23 protein-coding genes and 1 riboswitch are annotated in these 23,483 nt (G+C 37.9%); of the genes, 7 read left to right on the top strand and 16 right to left on the bottom strand.

Annotation, left to right across the window (positions count from 1 at the left end; all coding sequences use genetic code 11):
* Nucleotides 1-6: 6 nt before the first annotated feature.
* Nucleotides 7-780 (bottom strand): enoyl-CoA hydratase/isomerase family protein, encoded by a 774-nt coding sequence (locus AC4D4A_RS01250; protein WP_490994212.1) that lies wholly within the window; start codon nt 778-780, stop codon nt 7-9.
* A 43-nt stretch (nt 781-823) separates the two neighbouring features.
* Nucleotides 824-1,537 (bottom strand): riboflavin kinase, encoded by a 714-nt coding sequence (locus AC4D4A_RS01245; RefSeq protein WP_490994211.1) that lies wholly within the window; start codon nt 1,535-1,537, stop codon nt 824-826.
* 164 nt (nt 1,538-1,701) lie between these two features.
* On the opposite strand from AC4D4A_RS01245, the gene rpoN reads away from it, so the two are divergent.
* Nucleotides 1,702-3,042: an RNA polymerase factor sigma-54 gene (gene rpoN / locus AC4D4A_RS01240; protein WP_490994210.1), complete on the top strand. Its 1,341-nt coding sequence runs from the start codon at nt 1,702-1,704 to the stop codon at nt 3,040-3,042.
* Between the two features lie 99 nt (nt 3,043-3,141).
* Here rpoN and AC4D4A_RS01235 read toward each other — a convergent pair whose 3' ends face one another.
* From AC4D4A_RS01235 to AC4D4A_RS01220, 4 genes are all read right to left on the bottom strand, one after another.
* The gene (locus AC4D4A_RS01235) at nt 3,142-3,624 is read right to left on the bottom strand and encodes an SDR family NAD(P)-dependent oxidoreductase (RefSeq protein ID WP_490994209.1); all 483 of its coding nucleotides are present in this window, start codon (nt 3,622-3,624) and stop codon (nt 3,142-3,144) included.
* Nucleotides 3,611-3,889: an SDR family NAD(P)-dependent oxidoreductase gene (locus AC4D4A_RS01230; RefSeq protein WP_490994208.1), complete on the bottom strand. Its 279-nt coding sequence runs from the start codon at nt 3,887-3,889 to the stop codon at nt 3,611-3,613. Before AC4D4A_RS01230 ends, AC4D4A_RS01235 begins: the two co-directional genes overlap by 14 nt.
* A 365-nt stretch (nt 3,890-4,254) precedes the next feature.
* Nucleotides 4,255-7,698: a methionine synthase gene (gene metH / locus AC4D4A_RS01225; RefSeq protein ID WP_490994207.1), complete on the bottom strand. Its 3,444-nt coding sequence runs from the start codon at nt 7,696-7,698 to the stop codon at nt 4,255-4,257.
* Nucleotides 7,695-9,554, bottom strand: a complete 1,860-nt coding sequence (locus AC4D4A_RS01220; RefSeq protein ID WP_490994206.1) for a bifunctional homocysteine S-methyltransferase/methylenetetrahydrofolate reductase — start codon at nt 9,552-9,554, stop codon at nt 7,695-7,697. The genes metH and AC4D4A_RS01220 overlap by 4 nt, the downstream gene beginning before the upstream one ends.
* A gap of 94 nt (nt 9,555-9,648) precedes the next feature.
* Nucleotides 9,649-9,750: riboswitch (SAM riboswitch) on the bottom strand.
* Nucleotides 9,751-9,874: 124 nt separating this feature from the next.
* Here AC4D4A_RS01220 and AC4D4A_RS01215 point away from each other — a divergent pair.
* Nucleotides 9,875-10,471, top strand: coding sequence for a class I SAM-dependent DNA methyltransferase (locus tag AC4D4A_RS01215; protein WP_490994205.1), 597 nt, complete (start codon nt 9,875-9,877; stop codon nt 10,469-10,471).
* Between the two features lie 208 nt (nt 10,472-10,679).
* Here the strand turns inward: AC4D4A_RS01215 and AC4D4A_RS01210 are convergent, their stop codons facing one another.
* The 5 genes from AC4D4A_RS01210 to AC4D4A_RS01190 form a co-directional block, all read right to left on the bottom strand.
* Nucleotides 10,680-10,838, bottom strand: coding sequence for a hypothetical protein (locus tag AC4D4A_RS01210; RefSeq protein WP_490551420.1), 159 nt, complete (start codon nt 10,836-10,838; stop codon nt 10,680-10,682).
* Between the two features lie 316 nt (nt 10,839-11,154).
* On the bottom strand, nt 11,155-11,832 hold the full coding sequence (locus AC4D4A_RS01205; RefSeq protein ID WP_490994204.1) for a phosphatase PAP2 family protein: 678 nt from the start codon (nt 11,830-11,832) through the stop codon (nt 11,155-11,157).
* A 30-nt stretch (nt 11,833-11,862) separates the two neighbouring features.
* Nucleotides 11,863-12,846, bottom strand: coding sequence for a diaminopimelate epimerase (gene dapF, locus AC4D4A_RS01200; protein WP_490994203.1), 984 nt, complete (start codon nt 12,844-12,846; stop codon nt 11,863-11,865).
* A gap of 95 nt (nt 12,847-12,941) precedes the next feature.
* Nucleotides 12,942-13,748: a hypothetical protein gene (locus tag AC4D4A_RS01195; RefSeq protein ID WP_490994202.1), complete on the bottom strand. Its 807-nt coding sequence runs from the start codon at nt 13,746-13,748 to the stop codon at nt 12,942-12,944.
* Between the two features lie 119 nt (nt 13,749-13,867).
* On the bottom strand, nt 13,868-14,191 hold the full coding sequence (locus AC4D4A_RS01190; RefSeq protein WP_490994201.1) for a DUF4870 domain-containing protein: 324 nt from the start codon (nt 14,189-14,191) through the stop codon (nt 13,868-13,870).
* Nucleotides 14,192-14,353: 162 nt separating this feature from the next.
* Here AC4D4A_RS01190 and AC4D4A_RS01185 point away from each other — a divergent pair, with 162 nt between their 5' ends.
* Nucleotides 14,354-15,136 (top strand): undecaprenyl-diphosphate phosphatase, encoded by a 783-nt coding sequence (locus AC4D4A_RS01185; RefSeq protein WP_490994200.1) that lies wholly within the window; start codon nt 14,354-14,356, stop codon nt 15,134-15,136.
* Between the two features lie 278 nt (nt 15,137-15,414).
* A complete protein-coding gene (locus AC4D4A_RS01180; RefSeq protein ID WP_490994199.1) occupies nt 15,415-15,972 on the top strand; it encodes a GNAT family N-acetyltransferase in 558 nt (185 codons plus the stop codon).
* Nucleotides 15,973-16,036: 64 nt separating this feature from the next.
* Here the strand turns inward: AC4D4A_RS01180 and AC4D4A_RS01175 are convergent, their stop codons facing one another.
* Entirely contained in the window at nt 16,037-16,186 is a 150-nt protein-coding gene (locus AC4D4A_RS01175) for a YflJ family protein (RefSeq protein ID WP_490994198.1), read from the bottom strand.
* Between the two features lie 181 nt (nt 16,187-16,367).
* Between AC4D4A_RS01175 and AC4D4A_RS01170 the strand changes: the two genes are divergently transcribed.
* Entirely contained in the window at nt 16,368-17,732 is a 1,365-nt protein-coding gene (locus AC4D4A_RS01170; RefSeq protein WP_490994197.1) for an MATE family efflux transporter, read from the top strand.
* Nucleotides 17,733-17,834: 102 nt separating this feature from the next.
* On the opposite strand, the gene AC4D4A_RS01165 is transcribed toward AC4D4A_RS01170, so the two are convergent.
* Nucleotides 17,835-18,599 (bottom strand): SDR family oxidoreductase, encoded by a 765-nt coding sequence (locus AC4D4A_RS01165; protein WP_490994196.1) that lies wholly within the window; start codon nt 18,597-18,599, stop codon nt 17,835-17,837.
* A 129-nt stretch (nt 18,600-18,728) separates the two neighbouring features.
* Here AC4D4A_RS01165 and AC4D4A_RS01160 point away from each other — a divergent pair, with 129 nt between their 5' ends.
* Nucleotides 18,729-19,223, top strand: a complete 495-nt coding sequence (locus tag AC4D4A_RS01160; RefSeq protein ID WP_490994195.1) for an Hsp20/alpha crystallin family protein — start codon at nt 18,729-18,731, stop codon at nt 19,221-19,223.
* A gap of 40 nt (nt 19,224-19,263) precedes the next feature.
* Here AC4D4A_RS01160 and AC4D4A_RS01155 read toward each other — a convergent pair whose 3' ends face one another.
* Complete coding sequence (locus tag AC4D4A_RS01155) at nt 19,264-19,746, bottom strand: DUF6385 domain-containing protein (protein ID WP_490994194.1); 483 nt, start codon at nt 19,744-19,746, stop codon at nt 19,264-19,266.
* Nucleotides 19,747-21,022: 1,276 nt separating this feature from the next.
* A complete protein-coding gene (locus AC4D4A_RS01150) occupies nt 21,023-21,418 on the bottom strand; it encodes a FixH family protein (protein ID WP_490994193.1) in 396 nt (131 codons plus the stop codon).
* A gap of 192 nt (nt 21,419-21,610) precedes the next feature.
* On the opposite strand from AC4D4A_RS01150, the gene AC4D4A_RS01145 reads away from it, so the two are divergent.
* Entirely contained in the window at nt 21,611-21,859 is a 249-nt protein-coding gene (locus AC4D4A_RS01145) for a DNA alkylation repair protein (protein ID WP_490994192.1), read from the top strand.
* Nucleotides 21,860-21,941: 82 nt separating this feature from the next.
* Here the strand turns inward: AC4D4A_RS01145 and AC4D4A_RS01140 are convergent, their stop codons facing one another.
* Nucleotides 21,942-23,423, bottom strand: a complete 1,482-nt coding sequence (locus AC4D4A_RS01140; RefSeq protein WP_490994742.1) for a S41 family peptidase — start codon at nt 23,421-23,423, stop codon at nt 21,942-21,944.
* Nucleotides 23,424-23,483 lie beyond the last annotated feature (60 nt).

The raw sequence follows: 23,483 nt of genomic DNA, 5'->3' as shown, positions 1-23,483 counted from the left end.
CTTCTGTTATTTGCCAAGAAAATTAGCAGGTCGTTTTTCCAAAAAAGCAGTTGTACCTTCTAGCTTATCTTCACTTTCAAAAACAATGGCCTGTGCAAGTTTTTCAAGCATCAGAGACGATTCTAAATTTAAATCAAAGCCTTGATGTACAACCATTTTTGCCAAACGCAGTGCTACTGGACCTTTGGATATAATTGCCTGCGCATACTCCTGTACATCAGCTATCAGGTGTTCCGGTTCAGTAACCTTTGATATTAATCCAATATGCTCTGCACGATCTGCAGAAATGATAGCACCGGTTAAAATCATATCGAGTGCTCTTCCTTTACCGATTATTCGTGCCAAACGCTGTGTACCGCCACCACCAGGAATAATCGCTAAATTTAATTCTGGTAATCCAAATTTCGCCCTATTGGATGCTATACGGATGTCACAGGCCAGTGCTAATTCACAGCCACCACCCAAAGCGAAGCCGTTTACAGCAGCAATCGATACTTTACTGCTTTGTTCTAAGCGCTTACAAACACCTTGTAAGCCGGGCTCTAACGCATCAATAAAGCGTCGGTTCTGCAGTTGCTGGATATCTGCACCTGAAGCAAACGCTTTATCACCCTCACCTGTCAGCACAATCACAACGATATTTTCATTTCTTTCAAAAGCGGTAATGGCTTGCTCGAGCTCATCATATGTTTTAGTATCTAAAGCATTGCGTACCGCTGGACGATTGATTTTAATCAGGCCAATTTGCTGAAGTTCTTCAAGCACAATATTTTGATACATCCATATCCCTCCCATTTTTCCCACATAAAGCTTTAAGCAAGAGCTATGCCAAATGAGATTCCTTTTGTAAAACATGATAATTACAATAGCATGTTAATTGCTCTGTAAGCCCCTTCATTCCAAACTCCAACTTTTCCCCTTTAGGTAAATAATCTGTAACCCAATATAGAAAACGTAAAATCAATGTACGTCTCCGTACAATATTCTTTGATTGATTTTCTGCAAACCATTTATCAATCGTGTTGTACACACCCCGATTAATGTTGAAAGTTTGCTCACAAAAACGAACAAAATCTAAATCGGGTAAATGAATGACATCTGAATTGATTTCTGAAGAGAATTTTTGGAAATAACTTTCAGATCTATGTATTTGCTGTAACTGCTGCTTCGCAATAATACAATCCTGCTTTAATTGGGCTTTCAACAACTCAACCGTTTTAAATTTCTTTTCATTGCGAATAAATTGGCAAATTTCAACCGTTATCGTTTGACCATAAATATCTTGATTAAAATTCAAGATGTGTACCTCAAATGTCTTTTGTTTTGGGCTTTGTTTGAATGTCGGCCTTACACCAATATTCATGACACCAAAATATTTATGGCCATCGATCAATACATGTACACTATAAACACCGTTAAGTGTAGGAAATTGAACGTTGCCTAGCAGTGATAAGTTAGCTGTAGGAATGCCGAGCCTGCTTCCCATACGATTCCCCTGTACAACATCACCTTGAAATACAGATATTTTTTGAGTCATACATTTTCCCCCAAAAAGTAAATTTTCTGCTTATCCTGTTATCAGCAATTTGCATGCCAAAGGAACCGACTTTTATTAAATATTTAGAAATTTATGGTAATTTTTTAAAATACATATTAAAATACACAGTACAAAGGGAATTTACACAATGAAGGGGGAGTTTCATGAATTTCGAACTACAAACTTCACAAAAGCTTGCAAAAGTATTAACAACGGAGCAGCTTCAGCATTTAGAAATATTACAACTATCTAATGATGAATTAGAAAATTTAATCTATGAACGCGCTACAGAAAATCCGCTAATCAACACCATTAATGAACAAGTGACAAACTTACTTGACTATACAACAACGGTATTCAAAAATACGGCATCACAAACTCAAACTTATGGGGAAAAACATGATGTGATTCAACATATTGCTTCCAAGGAATCGTCACTTTCTTTTATTTTTGATCAGATTCCACTCCAGCATAATTTATCGGAAAAGGATATCCGCATTTTAAAATATATGATTTATAACTTAGATGAAAACTATTTTTTAGATATCGATATAGAAGACGTTGCACAAGCTTTTCATGTAGAGTATGAAGTTGTGTTAAATCTTTTATATTTATTACAAAGCTTTGAACCATTCGGTATAGGCGCCCGAAACCATACTGAATACTTACTTATACAGGTTGATAATGATTTATGTGCACCTCCACTAGCAGCACCATTTATTAAGAATCACCTAGAGAAAGTGGCCAAATTATCAATTAAATTTTTGAGCAAGTACTATCAAGTCTCTGTAAAAGAAGTGAAGAGAACTATTCAATATATACGTACATTGAATCCAACACCACCCACTTCATTAAATCAGGAAGATGGCTATATCGTGCCTGAAATAGTTGTGGAATGTATAGAAGGAGAATGGGTTGTGCAAATACAGCACCCGCTCCGACCGAAAATCGAAATAAATGAAGAATATGTAAAAATGCTGAAAAATTCCAAAACGCATGACCATTATTATCAAACATGCATAAAGGATATTTTATTACTAACCCAGGGCATTGAGCAGCGTGACCGTACTTTATACGCTTTAGCTCGCATGCTCATAGACTTGCAGGAAGATTTTTTTGAGTACGGTATCGAAGCTCTTAAGCCAATTCGTATAAAAGATATCGCGACAGCACTGAATTTGCATGAATCTACAATCAGTCGTGCCATCCGCAATAAATATATAAAGACACCTCTTGGGGTATTCGCTTTACGTTCTCTTTTTGTGAAAGGGCTTACAAATCAATCTGGAAAAATGGACTCAGTTGCCTATGTAAAAAGCCGTATTCAAGAATTGATAACGCAAGAAAATAACGCTGCACCACTAACAGATCAGCAATTAACCATGATCCTTCAAGGTGAAGGTATTCAAATTTCTCGTAGAACAGTCGCAAAATATCGTGAAGAACTTAATATCCGTAGCTCCTCAAAGCGCGCATATATATTCAAAGAAGACGTTTCATTTTGAAACATGATGAAACAACCAATGATGACCAACCTAGATAAATTAGACAACATAAAACACCCACTTTTATTAGTGGGTGTCCATTATATCTGTATCCCTATATTATTGAGCAGTATATCCGCCATCTACGACAATTTCTGCCCCAGTCAAAAATGTATTTTCAATTGCGAAAATGATTGCATGTGCAATTTCTTCTGGTTTTCCTAAACGCTCGATTCCTTTTGATAGCGGATGAAGAGATTTTAACATTTCAATTCCTTCTGTTCCTGCAACATCCTCATTTACCATACCTGTAATAACATATCCGGGATGGATACTGTTTACTCGAATGTTAAAAGGAGCAAATTCCAAGGCCATTGATTTTGTCATTAATCTTACTGCGCCTTTACTAGCGTTGTAGAAACAAGCACCTGCAGAACCTACTAAGCCTAGAATTGAAGAAACGTTAATGACCGCACCACCCGTACCTTGAGCAACCATTTGACGAATCGCTTCACGGCTACAAAAGAATACGCCGTTCTGATTAACTCCGATATATTTTTCATAATCTTGTGTTGAAAGGTCTAGTGTGCTACCTCCCCCCACCAATACCTGCGTTTGCTACCATTATGTCAAGGTGTCCATATTTTCCAACCACGTGTGACACCATATCTTTTACTTGTTTTTCGTCTGATACATCTACTTTCAAGAATTCAACATTTAACTCTTTGGCAGTTTGATTTCCCAACTCCTCATTGAAGTCTGCAATAACAGGGATTCCACCTTTGTTTAGAATAGCTTTTACCGCTTCTTTACCAATTCCATTTGCTCCACCTGTTACGATTGCTACTTTTCCTTTGATTTCAAACATACTAGCTTCTCTCCCTTTTCTTGTTTAAATACTTTCTATAGAAAGATTTTTTGACCGTTTTAAAAAAGTTATTTCAAAAATATTATATTAATATAATTTAATTTCCCAATTGTATATACTTTAAACCTTAAATAGGAGAATTATAGCTTGTCTTTTTATTCCTGCATTTAAGCTTTACAGTAGTTTACTTATAGATAACTAAAAAGGGGCACAAACGCTTGGTGCTAATCTCCGTTTGTACCCCATAATATTGAAATTTACTATTCATATGGACTTATTCATGATAACTATTACATCCGAAGAGAGATTCGAACTCCCGACCGATGGCTTAGAAGGCCGTTTATCTATGCCTTTACGTTATCTCGTTACTCCTCCCGCCCCACATTAAAATACCTCGCCTCCGGATGCGAAAAAACTATTGCCGAAACAGATGCTTCAGGATTCATCATAAACCCTTCCGTCAATTGAATTCCGATATCCTCTGGTTTCAGCAACCTGAACAGCTTTTCCTGATCTTCAAGATTCAGGCAGGCTGGATATCCGAACGAATAACGCTGACCCAAGTACTTAGCACTCAATCGTTCTTTCATGGTCATATCGATAGAGTCATGGATTCCCCAGGCATCTCTCATAAGATGGTGGACTCGTTCTGCCAGACCTTCCGCACATTCGAGCGCCAGTGCTTGAATGACATGGCTTTTTAAATACTGTCCTTCCTTTTTCCACTCTTCTGCTATATCCTTTATACCTTTACCGGCTGTAACAATCATTAATCCTACATAATCCTGTACACCTGACTCCTGGTCCTTTACATAATCAGATAAACATAGATACGGCTTTTTGGCTTGGCGCGGGAAATTAAACGTTTCGAGCACTTCGTCCGGATTAGCTGGAGAACAGATTTTTAGAATTTCTCCATCACTTTTAGCAGGGAAATATTGATACATAGCTGACAATTTAATCTGATTATTTTCGAGAATTTCATCAACTATGGCTGCAAGTTCTAATAATTTTGGATTCTCTTCCTCAAACAATCGATCCACTTTCCCCTTCATTCCAAGGTGATGGCCAAATAACATTTGTTTATTCACATATGGGTATACCAAAGATAGCGGGTAATCCTGGAGAATATGCCGGTTTAAGTCCTCGGGGACTGGTATATTCTCTTGATCCTTCACTGTTTTTTCACGTTTTTCTGCCACTTGAATATCCCTTTTTGTTTCAATCGAAATCACTTCTGCTTGCTTATTCGCTTCTGCCTCCAGCTGAGCTAGAAAGGATGGTCTTTTCTCTTCGTCATGGAGCTGATTGATTAAATCAAGTCCATTCATGGCATCCTTTGCATAAAAGACTGGTCCATTATATTCAGGAGCAATTCGCCCCCTTGTAAATTTCCTGGTAAGAGCTGCTCCTCCTACTACAATCGGAACATCAATTTCCGCTTCTCTTAAATCCTGAGCGGTAATAACCATCTGTTGGGCTGATTTTACTAACAAGCCTGACAAGCCAATAATAGTTGGGTTCTCCTTTCGGACGGATTCAATCAAGGTTTGCGGAGCTACCTTAATTCCTAAGTCAACCACTTCATAGCCATTATTACTCATGATGATATCAACGAGATTCTTCCCGATATCATGTACGTCCCCTTTAACGGTTGCCAGCACCATTTTTCCTTTTGTAGACGTTGTACCTGATTTAGTCATCAATGGTTCAAGCTGCGAAACGGCTGCTTTCATAGCTTCCGCACTTTGCAATACTTCAGCTACGATTAACTGGTTATCATTAAATAGTTCCCCAACCTTCGACATACCGGCCATTAATGGACCGTTGATGATATCAAGTGGCTCCATCCCTTGTGCAAGAGCTTCATCAATATCCTCCTTCAACCCATCCTTTGTCCCTTCGATAATATATTCAGGCAACCGCTCCAATAATGGCAGTTTTTCTTTTGTCTCCTTTTGAACTGGCTTTTTCGTCCTATAAAAAGCAACAAACTCAGCAAGAGATTCTTCAGAGTTATAAAACAAAAGATTCTCTGATAATTTAACTTCCTCCTCAGGGATTAAAGCAAATCGGGTTAATTTTTCTGTATTGACAATTGCATAGTCCAAGCCAGCCTTTGTACAGTGGTATAAATAAACGGCATTCAGGACCTCTCTTCCCTCATTCGGCAATCCAAACGATACATTACTGATGCCTAAAATTGTTAATGTTCTCGGAAGCTCTTTTTTTATGGCCGCCAGTCCCTTGACCGTTTCCGCAGCGCCTTCCCGGTATTGTTCATCACCAGTACCTACCGGAAAAACAAGCGGATCAAAAATAATATCCTCCGGAGCAATTCCATACTTTTCTGTTAACAGCTGATACGATCTGCGGGCGACCTCCAATTTCCGTTCTTCTGTTACGGCCATCCCTTTTTCATCAATTGTTCCAACAACTAAGGCTGCACCATACTCTTTTGCTAATGGAACAATTTTCTCAAAACGTTCTTCCCCATCCTCTAAATTAATTGAATTAATGATTGCTTTACCCTGAGAATGGCGGAGTGCCTTTTCAATAACCAGTTCATCGGTTGAATCGATGACAAAAGGGACCTTGATTTTCTTAGCTGCTTCTTTCATGAATGCTTCCATATCAGACACTTCATCGCTATCTGGATCAGCCAGGCAAACATCTATTACATGGGCTCCTTTTTTGACTTGCTGTCTGGCAATCTCAGACGCTTCTTCAAATTTCCTGTCCTTAATCAAATTCTTAAACTTTCTGGACCCGATTACATTCGTCCGTTCACCTACAAATAAAGGTCTCATTGAATCATCATAGATTAAGGCATCAATACCAGAGACAGCATGATTGCCCTGTTTGCCTTTCATTTGTCTCGCTTCAATTCCGGTAACCGCTTCTTTAATAGCTCGGATATGGTCAGGAGTCGTTCCGCAGCAGCCACCAACAAGATTAATCCATCCTTTTTCGGCAAATTGTTTAATCTTCTTGCTTAGTGAAGATGGTGATTCATTATATTGGCCATTTTCATCCGGTAATCCCGCATTTGGGTAACAGCTTACTGCTGCAGTGCTTAATTCAGATAAAGACCTGATATGGTCAGCCATGAACTCGGGACCGGTTGCGCAATTAAGCCCGATTGCAAGAGGATTCATATGCTCGCACGATATATAAAAAGCTTCAATGGTTTGACCAGCTAGAGTAGTTCCCATTGGTTCAATTGTTCCTGAGATAATCAATGGTATTTCCCTGCCTAAAGATGCGAATGCTCTTTTCATTCCAATATAAGCTGCTTTCACATTTAATAAATCCTGCGATGTTTCCAAGAGAAGCAAATCAACTCCCCCATCAAGCAGGCCCTTCGTTTGCTCTTCATATGAATCTGCCAATTGTTCAAAAGTAGCTCCGCCTGTTACGGATAAGGTTTTGGTCGTAGGTCCCATTGAGCCTGCGACAAAGCGAGGACTATCAGGACTGTCAAATTGTTCAACTGCTTTTCGAGCCAATTGAGCTGATTCCTTATTTAGCTGATATGCCAGGTGACCAAGATCATATTCATCCAGTACAATGGGCGTTGCCCCGAATGTGTTTGTTTCAATAATATCCGCCCCAGCTGCCAAGTACTCTTCATGAATCAATTGGATTACATCCGGGCGGGTTAGCGTTAAATACTCATTACACCCATCGTATTGTTCTCCGCCAAAATCAACCTCTGTTAATTGATGTGCCTGAATCATGGTTCCCATTGCTCCATCTAGAATAACTATTCTTTCAGCCAATAACTCTTTCAATTTTTCTGTTCTCATGATAGATGCACTTCCTTATTTACAACTGATTTCTGTTCTTTGATGTACCGAACCAAATTCCCGCTTAATTCATATTTCATAAAAGGTGTAATAATATAGATACCGTTAAATAGTTCACTTGCCGCGTCCACTAATTCTTTTGAAATGGCAAAGCTTTCGCGAGCACAGGCTTCCTTATCCGCTCCGGCTCTTTCCATCGCCTCTCTAACATGAACCGGCAAGGAAATACCGGGGACTTCATTATGTAAAAACTCTGCATTCCGGTGACTCGTTAAAGGCATAATGCCAATAAAAATCGGCTTTGTTATATGCCTGGTTGCCGCGTATACTTCTTCTAATTTTTCAATACTAAACACGGGCTGCGTTAAGAAGTAATCAGCTCCAGCCTGAATTTTCTTTTCCATTCGCTGTACGGCTTTATCTATGTACTTTACATTTGGATTCAAGGCAGCTGCGATATCGAAATTTGCCCGGTTGCCCAACGATTTTCCAGAATAAGAGCGCCCCTCATTCAATTGCTTAATCAATGAAATCAGGTCCATGGAAGAAAGATCATATACGGAAGTTGCGCCCGGAAAATCACCAATTTTCGAAGGATCCCCAGTCACTACCAACACCTCTGATAATCCAAGGGAATGCATGCCCATTAAATGAGACTGCAAGCCAATCAGATTATGATCCCGACAAGTTAAGTGAACTAGAGGCACCGTATTTAATTTTGATTGTAAAATCGACGCTACCGCAAGATTGGATATTCTCGGTGATGCCAATGAATTATCCGCAAGTGTAATCGCATCAGCACCTGAATCTAATAGATAGCGACTTCCTATTAAAAAATCCTCCAGGCCGAACGTCTTTGGAGGGTCCAGCTCCACGATCACCGTCGTTTGTTTTTTTGCCTTACCTGAAATTGTATCTGGACCTTTTCGTTTATATTGAATGATTTCATATGATATAGGCTGATGCTTCGGCTTGGCTACAAAATCCTTCACCTTTACAGGGTGAAGATCTTCGATTCCTTTACGAATGGCCTGAATATGGGCAGGAGTTGTACCACAGCATCCACCTAACAGCCGGACCCCCTGCTTCACAAGCTGCCTTGAACTATTAATGAAATAATCCGCTTCTGTCGAATAGACATATCTTCCATCTGATAAATCAGGTAAGCTGGCATTTGGATAGGCCGCATAATAGGTATCCTCTAACACAGGTACTTCTTCGTAAGAGCGAATCATATGATAAGGCCCCATCCGACAATTGATGCCTACCACATCGGCGCCTGTTTTTTTCATTAGAGAAAACGCCTCACTGACATGCATTCCATTTTGCAAAAGGCCTGTTTCATGCAGAGATATATTCGCGATAAGAGGAAGATTACTCATTTTTCTGGCCGACTCTATTACCGTTAATAATTCGTCTAAATCATAATAGGTTTCAAGTAAAATGCCATCCGGCTTTTCTTCTAATAAAGCGGTCAGCTGTTCGTCGAAATATCCCTTAATTTCCGTTAGTGTTAATTCTGATTTCCTGAAGCTCCGCAAGCCGCCAATCGTCCCGATAACAAATGTATTTGGATCAGCAGCAGCTTTCGCAATTTTCATTCCGGCTCTATTAATTTGAGAAACTTCCCTTTCAAGGCCATAGCGCTTTAATTTATGAAAATTTGCACCGAATGTATTCGATTGAATCACATCAGCACCAGCCTCAATATAACTTCTATGCATCTTTTTGATCTGATTGGGGTTTGTCAAATTAAGCTCTTCAAAGCAACTATCAATTCCAAATGAATATAAAAGTGTTCCACTCGCTCCATCTGCGACGAGAATTTTTTCATTTAACGTTTCCAAGAGTTTCACTGTCTTTCCCCCTAATTAGTTGGTTAATCTCTCTGATGAGGAAAACAGACTAATAGAAAAGAGCTTTCATCATGAAAGCCCTCTTTCCTAAGGTCTCTCATCTCTCAAGCATTGCTTGCTGGATTTAGCACCTTGGATCACCATCCAGGTTGCTGAGATTTCAACGGGCCAGTCCCTCCATCTCTCTAGATAAGAATATGAAATTATATATTTACTTAATTTACTATAAATTTTCAGTTATTTCAATCTATTTTGATAATTAATCCAAAAGAGTTAACGATTTAGTATTTTGGGTATGTATGGGGTAGGAGTGATGTTAAATGAAGGAAATAATAACGAATCAGTTTAAAAATCCAACTGGTGTCCTCGGAAAGATTGCAGGTAAAATAATGGCCTACGAAAATGAGGAATTATATGAATGGACATTTGATCAATTGTCTATTACCCCAAATGACACAATGCTTGAAGTTGGTTTTGGTCCGGGTGAAGGAATGCATACGCTTTTTAAGAAGCACCCTACCGTTCAAATTGATGGTGTCGATCCATCAGAAGAAATGGTGAACAATGCAAGCAAGCGTAATCAAGAACAACTCAAACGCAATCAGCTTCGTTTATTCAATGGAACTGTTCTCGAGATTCAGAGTCCAATGGTGTACGATAAAATATTCAGTGTAAATAGTTATCCATTATGGGAAAATCAAGAGGCTTGTATTCAAAAAATACATTCTTTATTAAAAGAGAATGGAAAACTGACTATAACCGTACAGCCAAGGCAGGAAGAAGCAACTGAAGAACAGGCTTATGCCTTTGCTGATGAGATTAAAGAGGTTCTAAACAAAACAGGCTTTAAATCTATTAAGGTTCAAACAAAACCGCTCAAACCGTGCTTATCTATTAATGTCACAGCCATCAAATAGACTTTTTTGTGAGTATTAGAAGTTCCAATCAAGCCTATGCCACTCTTTCTATCTGACCCTTTTGAAACAATAAAAACCATAAGCTGCTCCATCAGTTTTGATTGAATTTCTATTATTTAGGGTATATTATAAACATATAGACATATATTAAAAACCAGAGAGCTGGATACTCCCTGGTACAACTAATAGCGAGTGGTATGCAAATAGCTTAATTCTTAGAGGAACCACCCTTATGCTTTGGTCGGCGCGGGGTGGTTTTTCGTTTGCCCTTTAGCCGAAGATTGGCGAATCGCGTGGCGATGCCGGCAGCAAGGGTCGTGAAAAAGATCATTGCTACATCTTTTGCCAGAGCTATTAGAAAATCCATACGTATATCACCTCCCTTCTCCTTTATATAAGGAAAAGAAGGTGCATACCACCCGCACCAAGTAGTTGTATGAAAATTATACCATATATGTTATTGATAACATAATGACCCTGTTGGTCTTTTTAAGGGAATTAAATATCCTTAATCCTTGCTAATGAATCCCTTTTATTTACTCCCCTTGCTTACTTATGCCAGAATATTTTACTTTATAAATTATCACAACACATATTTCCTTAAATAACCTTTTGCCACAGACCGCCAGGATTTCCAGAAAAAAAGCCGTCCATAAGCCATTATGGCTTACCGACAGCCCCTATTACGATTTCGAACCTTTTGTTTTTCGATATTCCCCAAATGTAAATACAGTTGCAATGATAGCAAGCCATGCACATCCTGCAATATACCCTGCAATGACATCGCTCGGATAATGGACACCCAAGTAGATTCGGCTGTAACCAATCGTTAAAATCATAAATATACAAATCGCATAGACAGCCAATCTGATAGGCCGATTCTTCGTGATTCTGGTAGTTATGATCATAAGTGCGCCGTAAAGGATAAAGGATGACATAGCATGACCGCTCGGAAAGCTGAAGCCATTTACCTCGATCAATGGATTTAATGTTGGTCTCTCCCGCTGAAAAATCCATTTTAAGTAATGGTTAACATAACCGCCTGATAATGTCGTGATGATTAAGAATATGACACTTACTACACGTTTTTTAAATAATAAAAACACAGAGAAAAGGATAACCAATAGAATATTCCCATCCACTGATCCAAGATTAGTTATAAAGGTAAGGACTTTTGTGCTTAAGTTATTAATACTCCCCTGCACAGCCTGGATGATGGTCATATCAAAATGATAAAGCTCATTCCCATTTATGTCCTCTGCAATATCTACGAAAAGGATGGTACACACAATAAAGAGGGCGATTAATACGAAAAAGGTGATTACATGAACATTTAAAAAGGTATTTGTCTGCTTCTTCATTTTGCCCTCCTATCCCGATATGATAATGGCTCAGCCTAATTTAGATTCTACATATGCTTTAGCATGTTGTTGGAATGCTGAATAAGCCTCTGCTTCTTCTCTATAGACTTTCCTTTCTCCAAAGCTAACATGTAGTGGTTCCAAATTTAATTGAATAACTGTTTCATACTCATACGTTGCATTGCCAATCAAATCAATCCACGTTTTATCTGGCAAATCATGAACCTGGCACAAGACCATTCCGCCTGGATTATAGACGTGCAGAACTGCTTCATCAGCCAACTCATCAATCCATTTTGTAACTAGACTTGAAGCTGACATTGCCGTTCCGCATGCATCCGTAAAGCCAACTCCTCGTTCATATGTGCGAACAAAAATGGATTCTTCCTCCAGACGGGAAACGAAGCTGACATTCACACCATCTGTAAACCAGTCATTCTTTCCATTCAGCATAGTTGCAATTTTCTCTTGTTTATCCGAATGGATTACCTCTTTATCAACGAGACTGATCAGATGTGGATTTGGAACTGACAGAGTTGTGAACGTAAGATCCTCGTCTATAAACGGCAGGCTTTGATTGATGATTTCGTCCATTTCAGTATTCATTGGCAATGCACTCGTTGCCTTGATAACCGGAGATATTTCGACGCGGTATGTAGGGATATCCTTATACATGTCCGGCTCTTTTGCGACCTGCAGGATAGCTTTCATCGTTTCGATCAGCAGATTATTTTTCTTCAATTTTTCTTGAACATACCGGCCTACACAACGGAGGCCATTCCCGCACATGGATGCTTCAGAACCATCTGCATTAAAGACTCTCATTCTTGCATCTGAGGCCTCACTGTTCAACACAAAGAGAATTCCATCTGCTCCCTCAGTGCCCGTCCGCTTGCACATATTTATAGCCAATTGGCCTCGTTCTTCATCTGTTAATGGTAACTCGGTATCCATTTCATCAATTAAATAAAAATCATTGTTGGAACCATGTACTTTAATTATCTTTATATCCATTCTCCTGCTCCCTTCAAACAACTTCTCTTCACTATTTCACCATTATAAAACATATTGTGCAACAAGCTAAAGTTTAGCGATGTTTATAGGAGTGGTCAGTGGTTTTGCTGCTGAAGGTAATCCAGGCAAAAACAATAGCCTATTCTCTTTTCATCCTCTGTTGCTCCTTCCGTAAATGTCAGGAGAGGTGTATTGGGATCCAGAAAATGTTTACTGTAGTATGCCGGCATCCATCCACAGGAATAATGCACAATTTTCCGCTCATCATATGTTTGTTTAACAATAAATTCAGATCCATGAAGGATTTCACCGCCATATTGCCGGATTCCATATGGATTTGCCACATTGCTTGTACTTTTTTTCCGCAGTTGTTTAGTTTGTTTATACCTGCCTATTTGTTCTTGCTTAGCCGTTAAAATTTCAATATCCCCATTTAACCCAAAATGGCTTCGATACTCACATAATACATGGCCGTTGCTGTCTGAAAGGACATATCTTCTCGGTAAAAAAATAAGTAAAAAAGCTGGAATGAGCCACATCCAAATATTTTCCCGTTTATCTTTAAGAGATCCAACCAACTTTCCTTCTGTTGAGAAAATAGCCATATGCAGGGTCGGGGCTGGTAAAAATCCAAGGAAATACTGGCTGTTCGACAGCGGCGATCCTTCCTCATCAGCCTCTTTTGCTTCCGGAAGTTCTCTCATTCTGTTTTTCAGTCTGAAATTGCGATTAATAGAAAAAAGAACCAGCACTATAAAAGGGATGGTAACACACGCAGCTAATATGATATCCAATCCAATCAACCAGGCAAACAAAAAACAGAGGAGACCGACTACAAAGTATGCGACTAATTCTGCTGTATATATGCTATGAATTTTTTGGTAATAATGCTTAGTAGTCAAAGATTTTTCACCGCCAATTTTTTAAACCTGACAATCATCTATACATTCTATGATGAACATGTCCAAAATAGTATATAAAAAAGACCCGGCAAAAATTATGCCGAGGTCTTCACCTATTGCTATTTCAATATTCGAAGTGTTAATGGGATTTGATAATATTCTCCGGAATATGCCTTTACAGCAGCCACTATTGTAAATACCAATACATATATTCCAATCAGCCAAGCAAGGATAAAACCAATACCGATGAACGCCAATATAAATGCTATAAAGGAGTAAATCGTATAGCTGATTAAAAAGTTTAAATATTCCTTACCATGGTAATCGATAAAATCGGAGTCATTCTTTTTAATTAACCATATAACAAGCGGCCCAACCAGCACTAAGAAAAAACTGCTGATATAGATGGCTACTGCCCATAATTTATCATTTGTATTTTTCATTATTTACAACCTCCTGTATTTCTATATAAATTTATACGATTCATTCCTCATTTAGGTTTCAAAGCTTTCATGATTTCTTTCTGTTCTTCATACACTCTATACAGAAACTATAGACAAGTATAAAAATTTGGTTTTGTAACCTGCATGAGGAGGCTGACTAATTTGTTTGAAGAATGGAAAGCAATAGTACTGGGGATCATTCAGGGACTTACTGAATTTCTCCCTATCTCCAGTACGGGTCATTTATATTTAGGGAGACATTTATTCGGTCTCGATGAAGCAGGATTATTACTGGATACCCTGCTGCATACAGGGACACTTATTGCATTGCTGATTTTTTATTGGTATGAAATTATAAAACTTCTTAAAAAACCATTTTCGAAAATGACATTCCTTTTGATAATCGGGACAATCCCTGCAGTTTTAGCAGGTGTACTATTCAATGATTATTTTGAAGGTATTTCTAAATCCGGAATTACAATTGGCTGGGAATTTCTTATAACTGGAATTGTTCTATGGTATGCGGATATTATGCCCAAACAAAATAAAAATTTAGAGAGCATTACCTATAAACAAGCGTTATTTATTGGTACTTTCCAAGCGGCCGCCATTTTTCCGGCCATCTCTCGATCCGGTTTTACGATGGCAGCGGGCCTCTTCAGCGGTCTTAACCGTGAAACGGCGGCTTACTTTTCCTTCCTCCTCTCCATACCGGTCATATTCGGAGGAATATTATTTAAGAGTAGAGATTTATTAACAGGACCCGTCGAAGCAATTTCATTCCAAGGTTTATTTCTCGGTACAATTTTTTCTGCTATATTTGGTTATCTTGCTGTTTCCTGGATGATTAAATATATTAAAAATCATTCCTTAAAGCCTTTTGCTATCTATGTCATTCTATTGGGAGCTGTCATATTAATACTTCAGCACCTAAATATATTCTAACTTTATTTTTACGATAAATAGGCATTAAATTTTGTTAAAAAAATGTACAAAAAATGACGAAAAAAAACTATTTCATTTTACTAAAAAATCTTGTATGATACTTTCAGAAATAGTTTATTTTTGAAAATTGTATAAGCGAAAATTAGGGAAGGCAAATGGTGCGCCACCAGTAATGGTCCTAGTGGGTTCGATTCCCACCCCGAAATTTTTTGATATTACATTAAAAAATTTCGAGGGGAAATCGCAGTTAGCGGCTGCCCTCATACGGAGGGATCTGTATGTTGAAAAAACGTGAATTATCTGATTGTCCTGTATTGTTTGATTTAATGATTCACCCCGATGTCTTCCCTTTTGTGCGCCATAAAACGCATCAATATGAAGAATATCTCTTTCTTACTAAACAAATGATTGAAGCTGAGGAGCGTGGCGAACTGATTTCACGTACCATTCTCGATGAGTGGGGAAATCCAATTGGCACGATAACGCTTTATGATGTATCCAATCAGGCTGGCTTTTTAGGTACTTGGTTAGGGAAACCCTATCATGGGAAAGGATATAACCAATTGGCTAAACAGCATTTCTTTGAAGAATTGTTTTTTGAGCTTGAGATTGAAACGGTCTTTCTGAGAATAAAGAAAGAAAATATTCGTTCTTTTAAAGCAGCTCAAAAGATGCCCTATACTATGCTTGCAAACGAAAGTCGAAAAGCCTTATATGAAGAAATCAACTCAGGGGAGTATTCATTTGATTTATTCGAGATAACAAAGGACCACTTCACTTTATCACAAATGCGACAACCAGCAGAGGTGTCTGTATTTGATATAAAAGAAGCTTAAAAAAGGTGTTATGCATAGTCTGCCTAATAGACTGTGCATACACCTTTTTTCGTAATAGCGCCCCTTATTCTTTTATTATCTTTTGCTGTTCGTATAATTTTCTCAAGATATATGTTTTGTACAACTCCAGCTTTCTCCGTTCAACAGGATGCCTTCTTATACCATTTTCTTTTAGCTTGGCCACATACCAACCCTTCGAACCTATGTATGCCATTCTCTCCTCACTCCACTCTGTTTTATTAGTTATACAATATATGAGTGATTCTAACTAATATGACACATAACTGAATAAACATAATCCAGCCAATTTAAGTAAAAATTAAAGTTTAAAAAGCAGAATTATTTTGTGGTATAATTTTTTATTGTCATACTTACTTTATACGGGGGGCATGGATATGAATTTATCTATTTTTACAAAGAGTAACTTTTCAAGAATAATTTCGGTATTCCTCCCGATATTAATTACACAGCTGGGACTGTTCGCTATCAGCTTTTTTGATACGTTTATGTCCGGGCAAGCAAGTCCTGAAGACCTAGCTGGAGTAGCCATAGGCACGTCTATATGGAGTCCTTTCTATAATGGACTTGCCGGCATTTTACTGGGAGTAACACCAATCGTCGCCCACTTAATTGGGGCTAAAGAAAAAGCAGATAAAATTCGCTTTTCGGTTATGCAGGCGATTTATGTAGCTGTCGCAATGTCCATTATTCTAATTGGCGCTGGTGCTTTAGTGCTTAAACCGATATTAACAGGCATGAATCTTGAGCCGGATGTTTATCAAATAGCCTATGGTTATTTAGTTGCTTTGGCATTCGGAATCTTACCAATTATGATTTACAATGTACTTCGTTCATTTATTGACGCACTAGGGAAAACTACCGTCTCCATGCTAATCACCCTTATTGCGATCCCAGTCAATGTAGTACTTAACTATATGTTTATCTATGGAGAGTTAGGTGTTCCGGCATTTGGCGGTATTGGTGCAGGAATCGCTGCTTCAATTACTTATTGGGTTATCACTCTGGTTGCAGCAGTGATTATCATTAGATTACAGCCTTTCTCCGGTTTTGGCATTTTAAAATCATGGCCATTGCCCGTTTTTAAGGAATGGGTTGAATTAATGAAAATTGGATTCCCAATAGGTATGTCCATCTTTTTTGAAACCAGTATCTTTGCAGCAGTTACGCTGGCTATGAGCTCATATGATACGATTACGATTGCATCACATCAGGCTGCCATGAACTTCTCATCCTTCTTGTATATGGTACCACTTAGCTTTGCGATGGCATTGACCATCATTGTCGGCCATGAGGCAGGTGCGAAGAATTATAAAGCAGCAAAAGAATATTCAATACTTGGTGTCTTTTGTGCGATTGGTTTTGCAGGCATAAGTGCTATCTTCTTATTTATTTTCAGAGATTATATTGCTCTTCTATACACTAACGATCCTGTGGTAGCTTCATTAACAGCTCAGTTCTTAATTTACGCCATCTTCTTCCAGCTTTCCGATGCTCTTCAGGCACCAATCCAGGGTGCTTTGAGAGGCTATAAGGATGTAAATATCACGTTCTTTATGTCCCTGTTATCCTATTGGATTATAGGGCTGCCACTTGGCATATTCCTTGCTAATTATACCGACCTTGGAGCATTTGGTTATTGGATTGGATTAATCTCCGGTCTAGCTGTTGGGGCAACTGGTTTAACATTGAGATTGTTATACGTTCAAAAAAGAAAATTTGTGCACACTTCAAATAGCTAACCATACAAAAAGTTCGCTTGAATAAACCAAGCGAACTTTTTTATTTACTATCTATCGATGATATTTGAGAAAAAATTACGCATACATGCAAGTTAATGCAACTTATCTGGTTTTTGATAAAACATCCTGCCCACCTGTTACTGGAATAACCGTTCCTGTAATAAAGTCAGCTTCTTCAGCACATAGAAACGAAATGACCCGTGCGATATCACCGCCAGTTCCAGGCCTTCCAACCGGAACATTTTCTGATACAACACCTTCTTCTACACGAAAGCTTTCCTTCCAAGGATCCACAATATCCCCTGGACAAACCATATTGGCTGTGATTCCATACACCGCCTCTTCCAGAGCCAGCGTTTTTGTCAAGGAGGTTAATCCAGTTTTGGAAGCAGCAAAAGCAGAACGGTATTTCCAGCCCGGAGCGTGGTCTGACTGATCAAACCCCATGGTAATAATTCTTCCCCATTTATTCACTCGCATATAGGGAATAACCAATCTGGCTAAGTAAAACATACTCGATAAATTCCCATTAATAAGATATTCCCATTCTTCTTCCGTATATTCCATCATTGGTTTACGTTCCTGTATATATGGACCAGCATTATGTATCAGAATATCAATTCCACCACATAATTCATAGCATTGATGAATTAGTTTGCGATGATGATCTTGAACTGTTACATCATATGGCAAAGCATAAGCTTGCACGTTGTAGTTTTGAGCTAATTCCTGCATATCACGGATGGAACTGTCTTGATTAGTACGATAGGTCGTAATGACATTTATCCCATCCATAGCTAATTGCCTTGCTGTAGCTCTGCCCAGTCCTCTTGCTGAACCAGTAATTAAAGCCGTTTTCCGAGTCAACTTCTTCTCCCCCTACAGGCAGTATTTACTATCTGTATTATACATTGAAAGATGACATTTCCGTTAATCAAAAGCTGACTTCTGCATTAACGACAATTACCCTTATCGCATATAGTAAGTTAACCTAATATGTCTCTTGAAAGTCGAGGTGATCAATTGTTTCCGTGGAACCTTTTTCCCAAAAATCAAAACCAAATGCCAGATTGGATGAAGTTCCTTAATCAGCCAGGTATGGAAAAGCAGATGGAACAATTATTCTCCATGCTATCACCTGATCAATTAGGAGGAATGATCAACCAACAATTTAAATCAAGTCCAGAACCAGATGAGCAAACGGTGGTCTATTCAAAACATTCCGTAGATATTCTGGAAACACATGATTATCTTTTCATTAGAATCCCAATAAAAGAGGATCATTTACCTAACGTTAAGGTATACCATACTTCTACAAAGCTTCTCCTATCCGGTTTACCCCCGGATCCAGAGGAGAAACACTCTTTTCATCTACCTGCTCCGGTAAAAAAAAAGGGAGCGAAATCTTCATATCGGGATGAAATCCTGGAAATCATTCTCTTTAAGGTGAATGAATCAAACTATTCAGAAATTTCTATTCCTGAATGGTAAAAAAACTGGCTTGGATGACAGGGCCAGTTTTTACTATCCTTTATTTTTCTCCCTGTAAAAATACAAGAACTTTATCTCCCGGTTTCCCATTGAATTCCACCTTCATATATTTAAGCCTGTTATGGCAATCCAATATTTCTAATTTACCCTGGTTAACCAATCGCTTTTCAATCAAAGAGGCATAAATCGTGTTATCAGGGCTTACTGATAAGGAAACATGGATTCCTTTATCATTTGGATTTGCAGTTGCAACCGTAAAATACCTGAATTTGTGGACATCAAAAATGATATGTGCATTGCCATTTGATTTAAAAAACAACTCTTTTTTTATATTAACAAATTCATGATTTTCCCTTTTTATATGCGCATTATTATTAAACTCTCCAACATCCAATCCTGCAATCTCTTTTATCCTGAATTCTGTTTGATTATGCGTTTCAGCGGTATATTGTTTTTCTTCCCTATGTAATTTGTACACCTGAGATGGTTCAATTACCTTTTTATCATTCTCCTGAATTGTCAAGATAGACCCTTCCTTTCTATCGATGCATAACGTAATTAACTATATGTGTATGCATCAATCTTTCGGAAAAGAAGGCATAAATGAATTCTTATCAGTGTCTACTTCTATAACTTTTTGACCAATAGAATATTTAAAATTTATGTCACTCATTTTTTATACAATGTTATCACTCTCCTGGAGGAAAACCTCTTCATTTAGACTGTAACTGTTCTAAACATGCTTATTGTGCTTACCTGACCAGTTTGTATTATAAGGAGTACAACATATAATGGGGCATTGATCCTACTTGGAGTAAATGTCTCGTTAACCATATTTCTATTTCCGATATTAATGCTCCGATGACTGTCCGTTTAGCCGAATAAGGCAAGATAAAGGAACAATCACACAAACATACATTTGAAAATTTCTACCCTAAGATATTCGCAGATTTCTTCTATTTATACGATTCTATTTTTAATAATTAAAATGATTCACACAGACTGTTTCTTATATTTTTCGCTTTGTAAAGCAAAGAAAACCCAAATTATCGTAATTAAAGTTACGTAACCTGTGCTATTTTCAATAGGTCTTCCGATAACCCACGCAATTATGTCTGCACTTAATAAAGCTAAAAAAGTAAGGGTGATAATAAGAATAACGGAATGAATTAACAGTTTAGTGAATCTAATCATTGTTAATTTTGGGAAGTTAAACATTTAAAAACGCCTCCTAATAATAGAGTTAGCACAAATATTCAGTAATAAAAGAAGATTATAAGATCATCTAACTTTAATGATTAAGGTACCTATACCTACAATCCAAATATACGCAAAGAAAAAAATCCATAGATAAAGAATTGAAATCGACTCATTTCCTAAAAGTGTGAATACCGCTAAACCCATCAATAAGATAGCCAAAGTAATATGTGATACAAATGCAAAAAAACGGAAAATATTATGTATGACTCTTTCATCTGCTTCAGGTATGTTATCCTTTTTATGTTTTTGTTTAATCAATTGTATTACTGTCAAATATGTAAAGATATATTTACATATTTAGGCTTTATTCTATTTATTCAGTATTAAAAACTCATCGTATATACACCTACAAAGGTTATTCTAGCAATGAATTAAGTAAATAGGTTTCTTACTTTTATAGGATATCTTTGTGAAAATTGCACTCAAACTATCTAGTATGTAAACAGAAAAGGAGCCAGCAAAGAAGCTGCTCCTCTATTTCAAGCTATAAGCAATCATATTTACGAAAGAGTAATCATCCTGTGATTATCCATTATTCGTTAATTAGCAACAGTAAATTCTTTCTTTGGCATTGCATGCATTCCTCTTGCTGTCACGTGAGGGATCATATAATAATCCCCTTCCTGAGAGAATGACTTTTCAAGGCTGTATATACCATCCTTTTTATGCTTAACGGCAATTTTCTCTTTATCCGAACCATCCTGTTTGCCAAATTCAAATTCGACAGTTTCAGCATCCGTTACCTTTTCATTCCCCTGTGTTACGGTCACCTCAAAAAGCACATTTTCATTCACCTTGGCAGCCTCGGGAAAAAGTTTTACTTGGACATCAATGATCGCTGGCATTTCTTCATCTGCTGCTTTGTCCTGACATCCGAACAGGATTAATACTGTGATCATACATAGACTTAAAAACAATACATTCTTTTTAAACAACTTAATTCCAACCCCTTATCATTCTCGGAATCCCCTAATTCTAATCATACTCCAAAACTGGAATTAGAGACCAGTAATTAATTGAAAAATTCACCAAATAGACAGGTCTTCTCTATCTTATTTTTTCTTTATTCCCTACTTGTATATTTCTGGATGAGGTTACAAAACCTATACTAAAAGGAGGTTAGGCATGTGAGCCATCCATATTGTTGTCCAAACTGTAAAACAAACCGGTCACGTTTTAATGTGATTGAACAAAATCCCATTTACGTGAAGCTTGATCCCCAATCAGGCACTGTTATTCAAATGTACGCAGACGATGAACTAGACGCCTTTCATTTACCCTATAATGGTCCTGTCAGAAGAATCCAGTGCGCTGCCTGTGGTTTAATTGAAGATGAGAAAACATTTATTGCATTTGGTGAACGCTCGTTTAAATAATATTGATTAATAGCACATTCATATTCTTTCCTGAATCATTAGCCAAAAAAATCGCCTCTCCTGGAATGGAGAAGCGATTTTTTTATTTTATATCCTCAGCCAATTTTTTCTCAGCTGCTTCTAGCTGTGGATCTTCTTCAGTAATTTTATTTCTTAATTCATTCATTAATTTATTTGTGGTGTCTCCCTGGATCACACCTGTTTCTTTTAAATCATGATCCTTTTGAAACTTTTTAACCGCTGTTACGGTGTTCTCATCGAAATATCCATCAGCTTTACCTGGATCATATCCAAGCGCCTTAAGCATTTTTTCAGCATTCTCAACTTCTGGCGACATTTTTGAAAGCTCTAGCTTTTCCTCAGGATCAATAAACGATAAATTTGCATAATCAGGCATTTTGACAGTAATGTCCGGCTTGATGCCTTTTTTATGAATCCAGTTGCCATCCGGTGTCAGCCATTTTGCATACGTAAACTTCAAATTGGATCCATCTGTGAAGTCCATTGCTGATTGAGCAGTTCCCTTCCCATATGACTTCACACCAATAATCGGAATATCAGCAGATTCATTTAACGCTGCAGCCACTATTTCAGAAGCACTGGCACTGCCTTCGTCAATTAGTACAGCCGTTGACAATTTAAATTTATAACCGGTATCTGTCGCTTTTGCTACTTGTTTATTTCCGCTGCGGTCTTCAATCTGCACGAGATTTTCCCCAGCTGGAACAAACATATTCGCTATTTTTTCAGCTTGGTCAAGCAATCCACCCGGGTTCTGTCTTAAATCAAGCACAATTCCCTTCATCCCTTGCTCTTCCACTTCACGCAATGCTTTTTCAAGCTCTTCAGCTGTATTCTCAGAAAAACTGGTTATTTGTATGTTTGCAATATCATCCGTTAAGTTTTCTTTATAAACTGTATTAACAGGAATTGTATCACGTATTATTTTAACGTTCATTGTTTTGCTTGCACCAGGACGCTGGATTACTAAATTTACCTCCGTCCCTTTTTTTCCACGGATTAAGAGCACTGCATCGCTGGACGACATCCCTTGCAGGCTTTTATCATTCACTTTTAAAATAATATCACCCGCTTTTAAACCGGCCTTCTCTGCAGGTGCACCTTTTATCGGTGAAACAATTACAATTTGTTCATTTTCTGACATTATTTCTGCCCCAATTCCCTCAAAAGAAGAGGAAATACTTTCATGAAAGCTGGCAGCTTCTTCCTGTGTCATAAAATCTGAATATGGATCATCAAGTGATTCTACCATTCCGTTAATGGCACCATCAATTAATTTATCGCGGTCCACTTCCTGGAAATAACTATTTTCCAAGGTGTCCATAGCACTTTTGATTTTTTCCATATCGTTTTTAGATCCGCTAAGTGGAATCTTGATTCCTGATGTTGATTGTTGCGTGTTATCCATTATGTACCTTGTTGCAAAAACACTAAGGATAATAAGTAATACTGATCCTAATAGGAGATAAATCCAGCTTACTTTAATATAGCCCTTCGGCTTGTTTGCTTGTTCTTGATCTTGTTCTGAATCCAACTGGTTCACCACTTTCACTGAACTATACTGCCTTAAAATTAACTATATTATATCAGAACTCCAAATGAT

The organism is Pradoshia sp. Z5_111 (genome assembly GCF_058267535.1).
The sequence above is the reverse complement of the archived record's forward strand: the minus strand, read 5'-3'. Positions and strand labels throughout refer to the sequence as shown.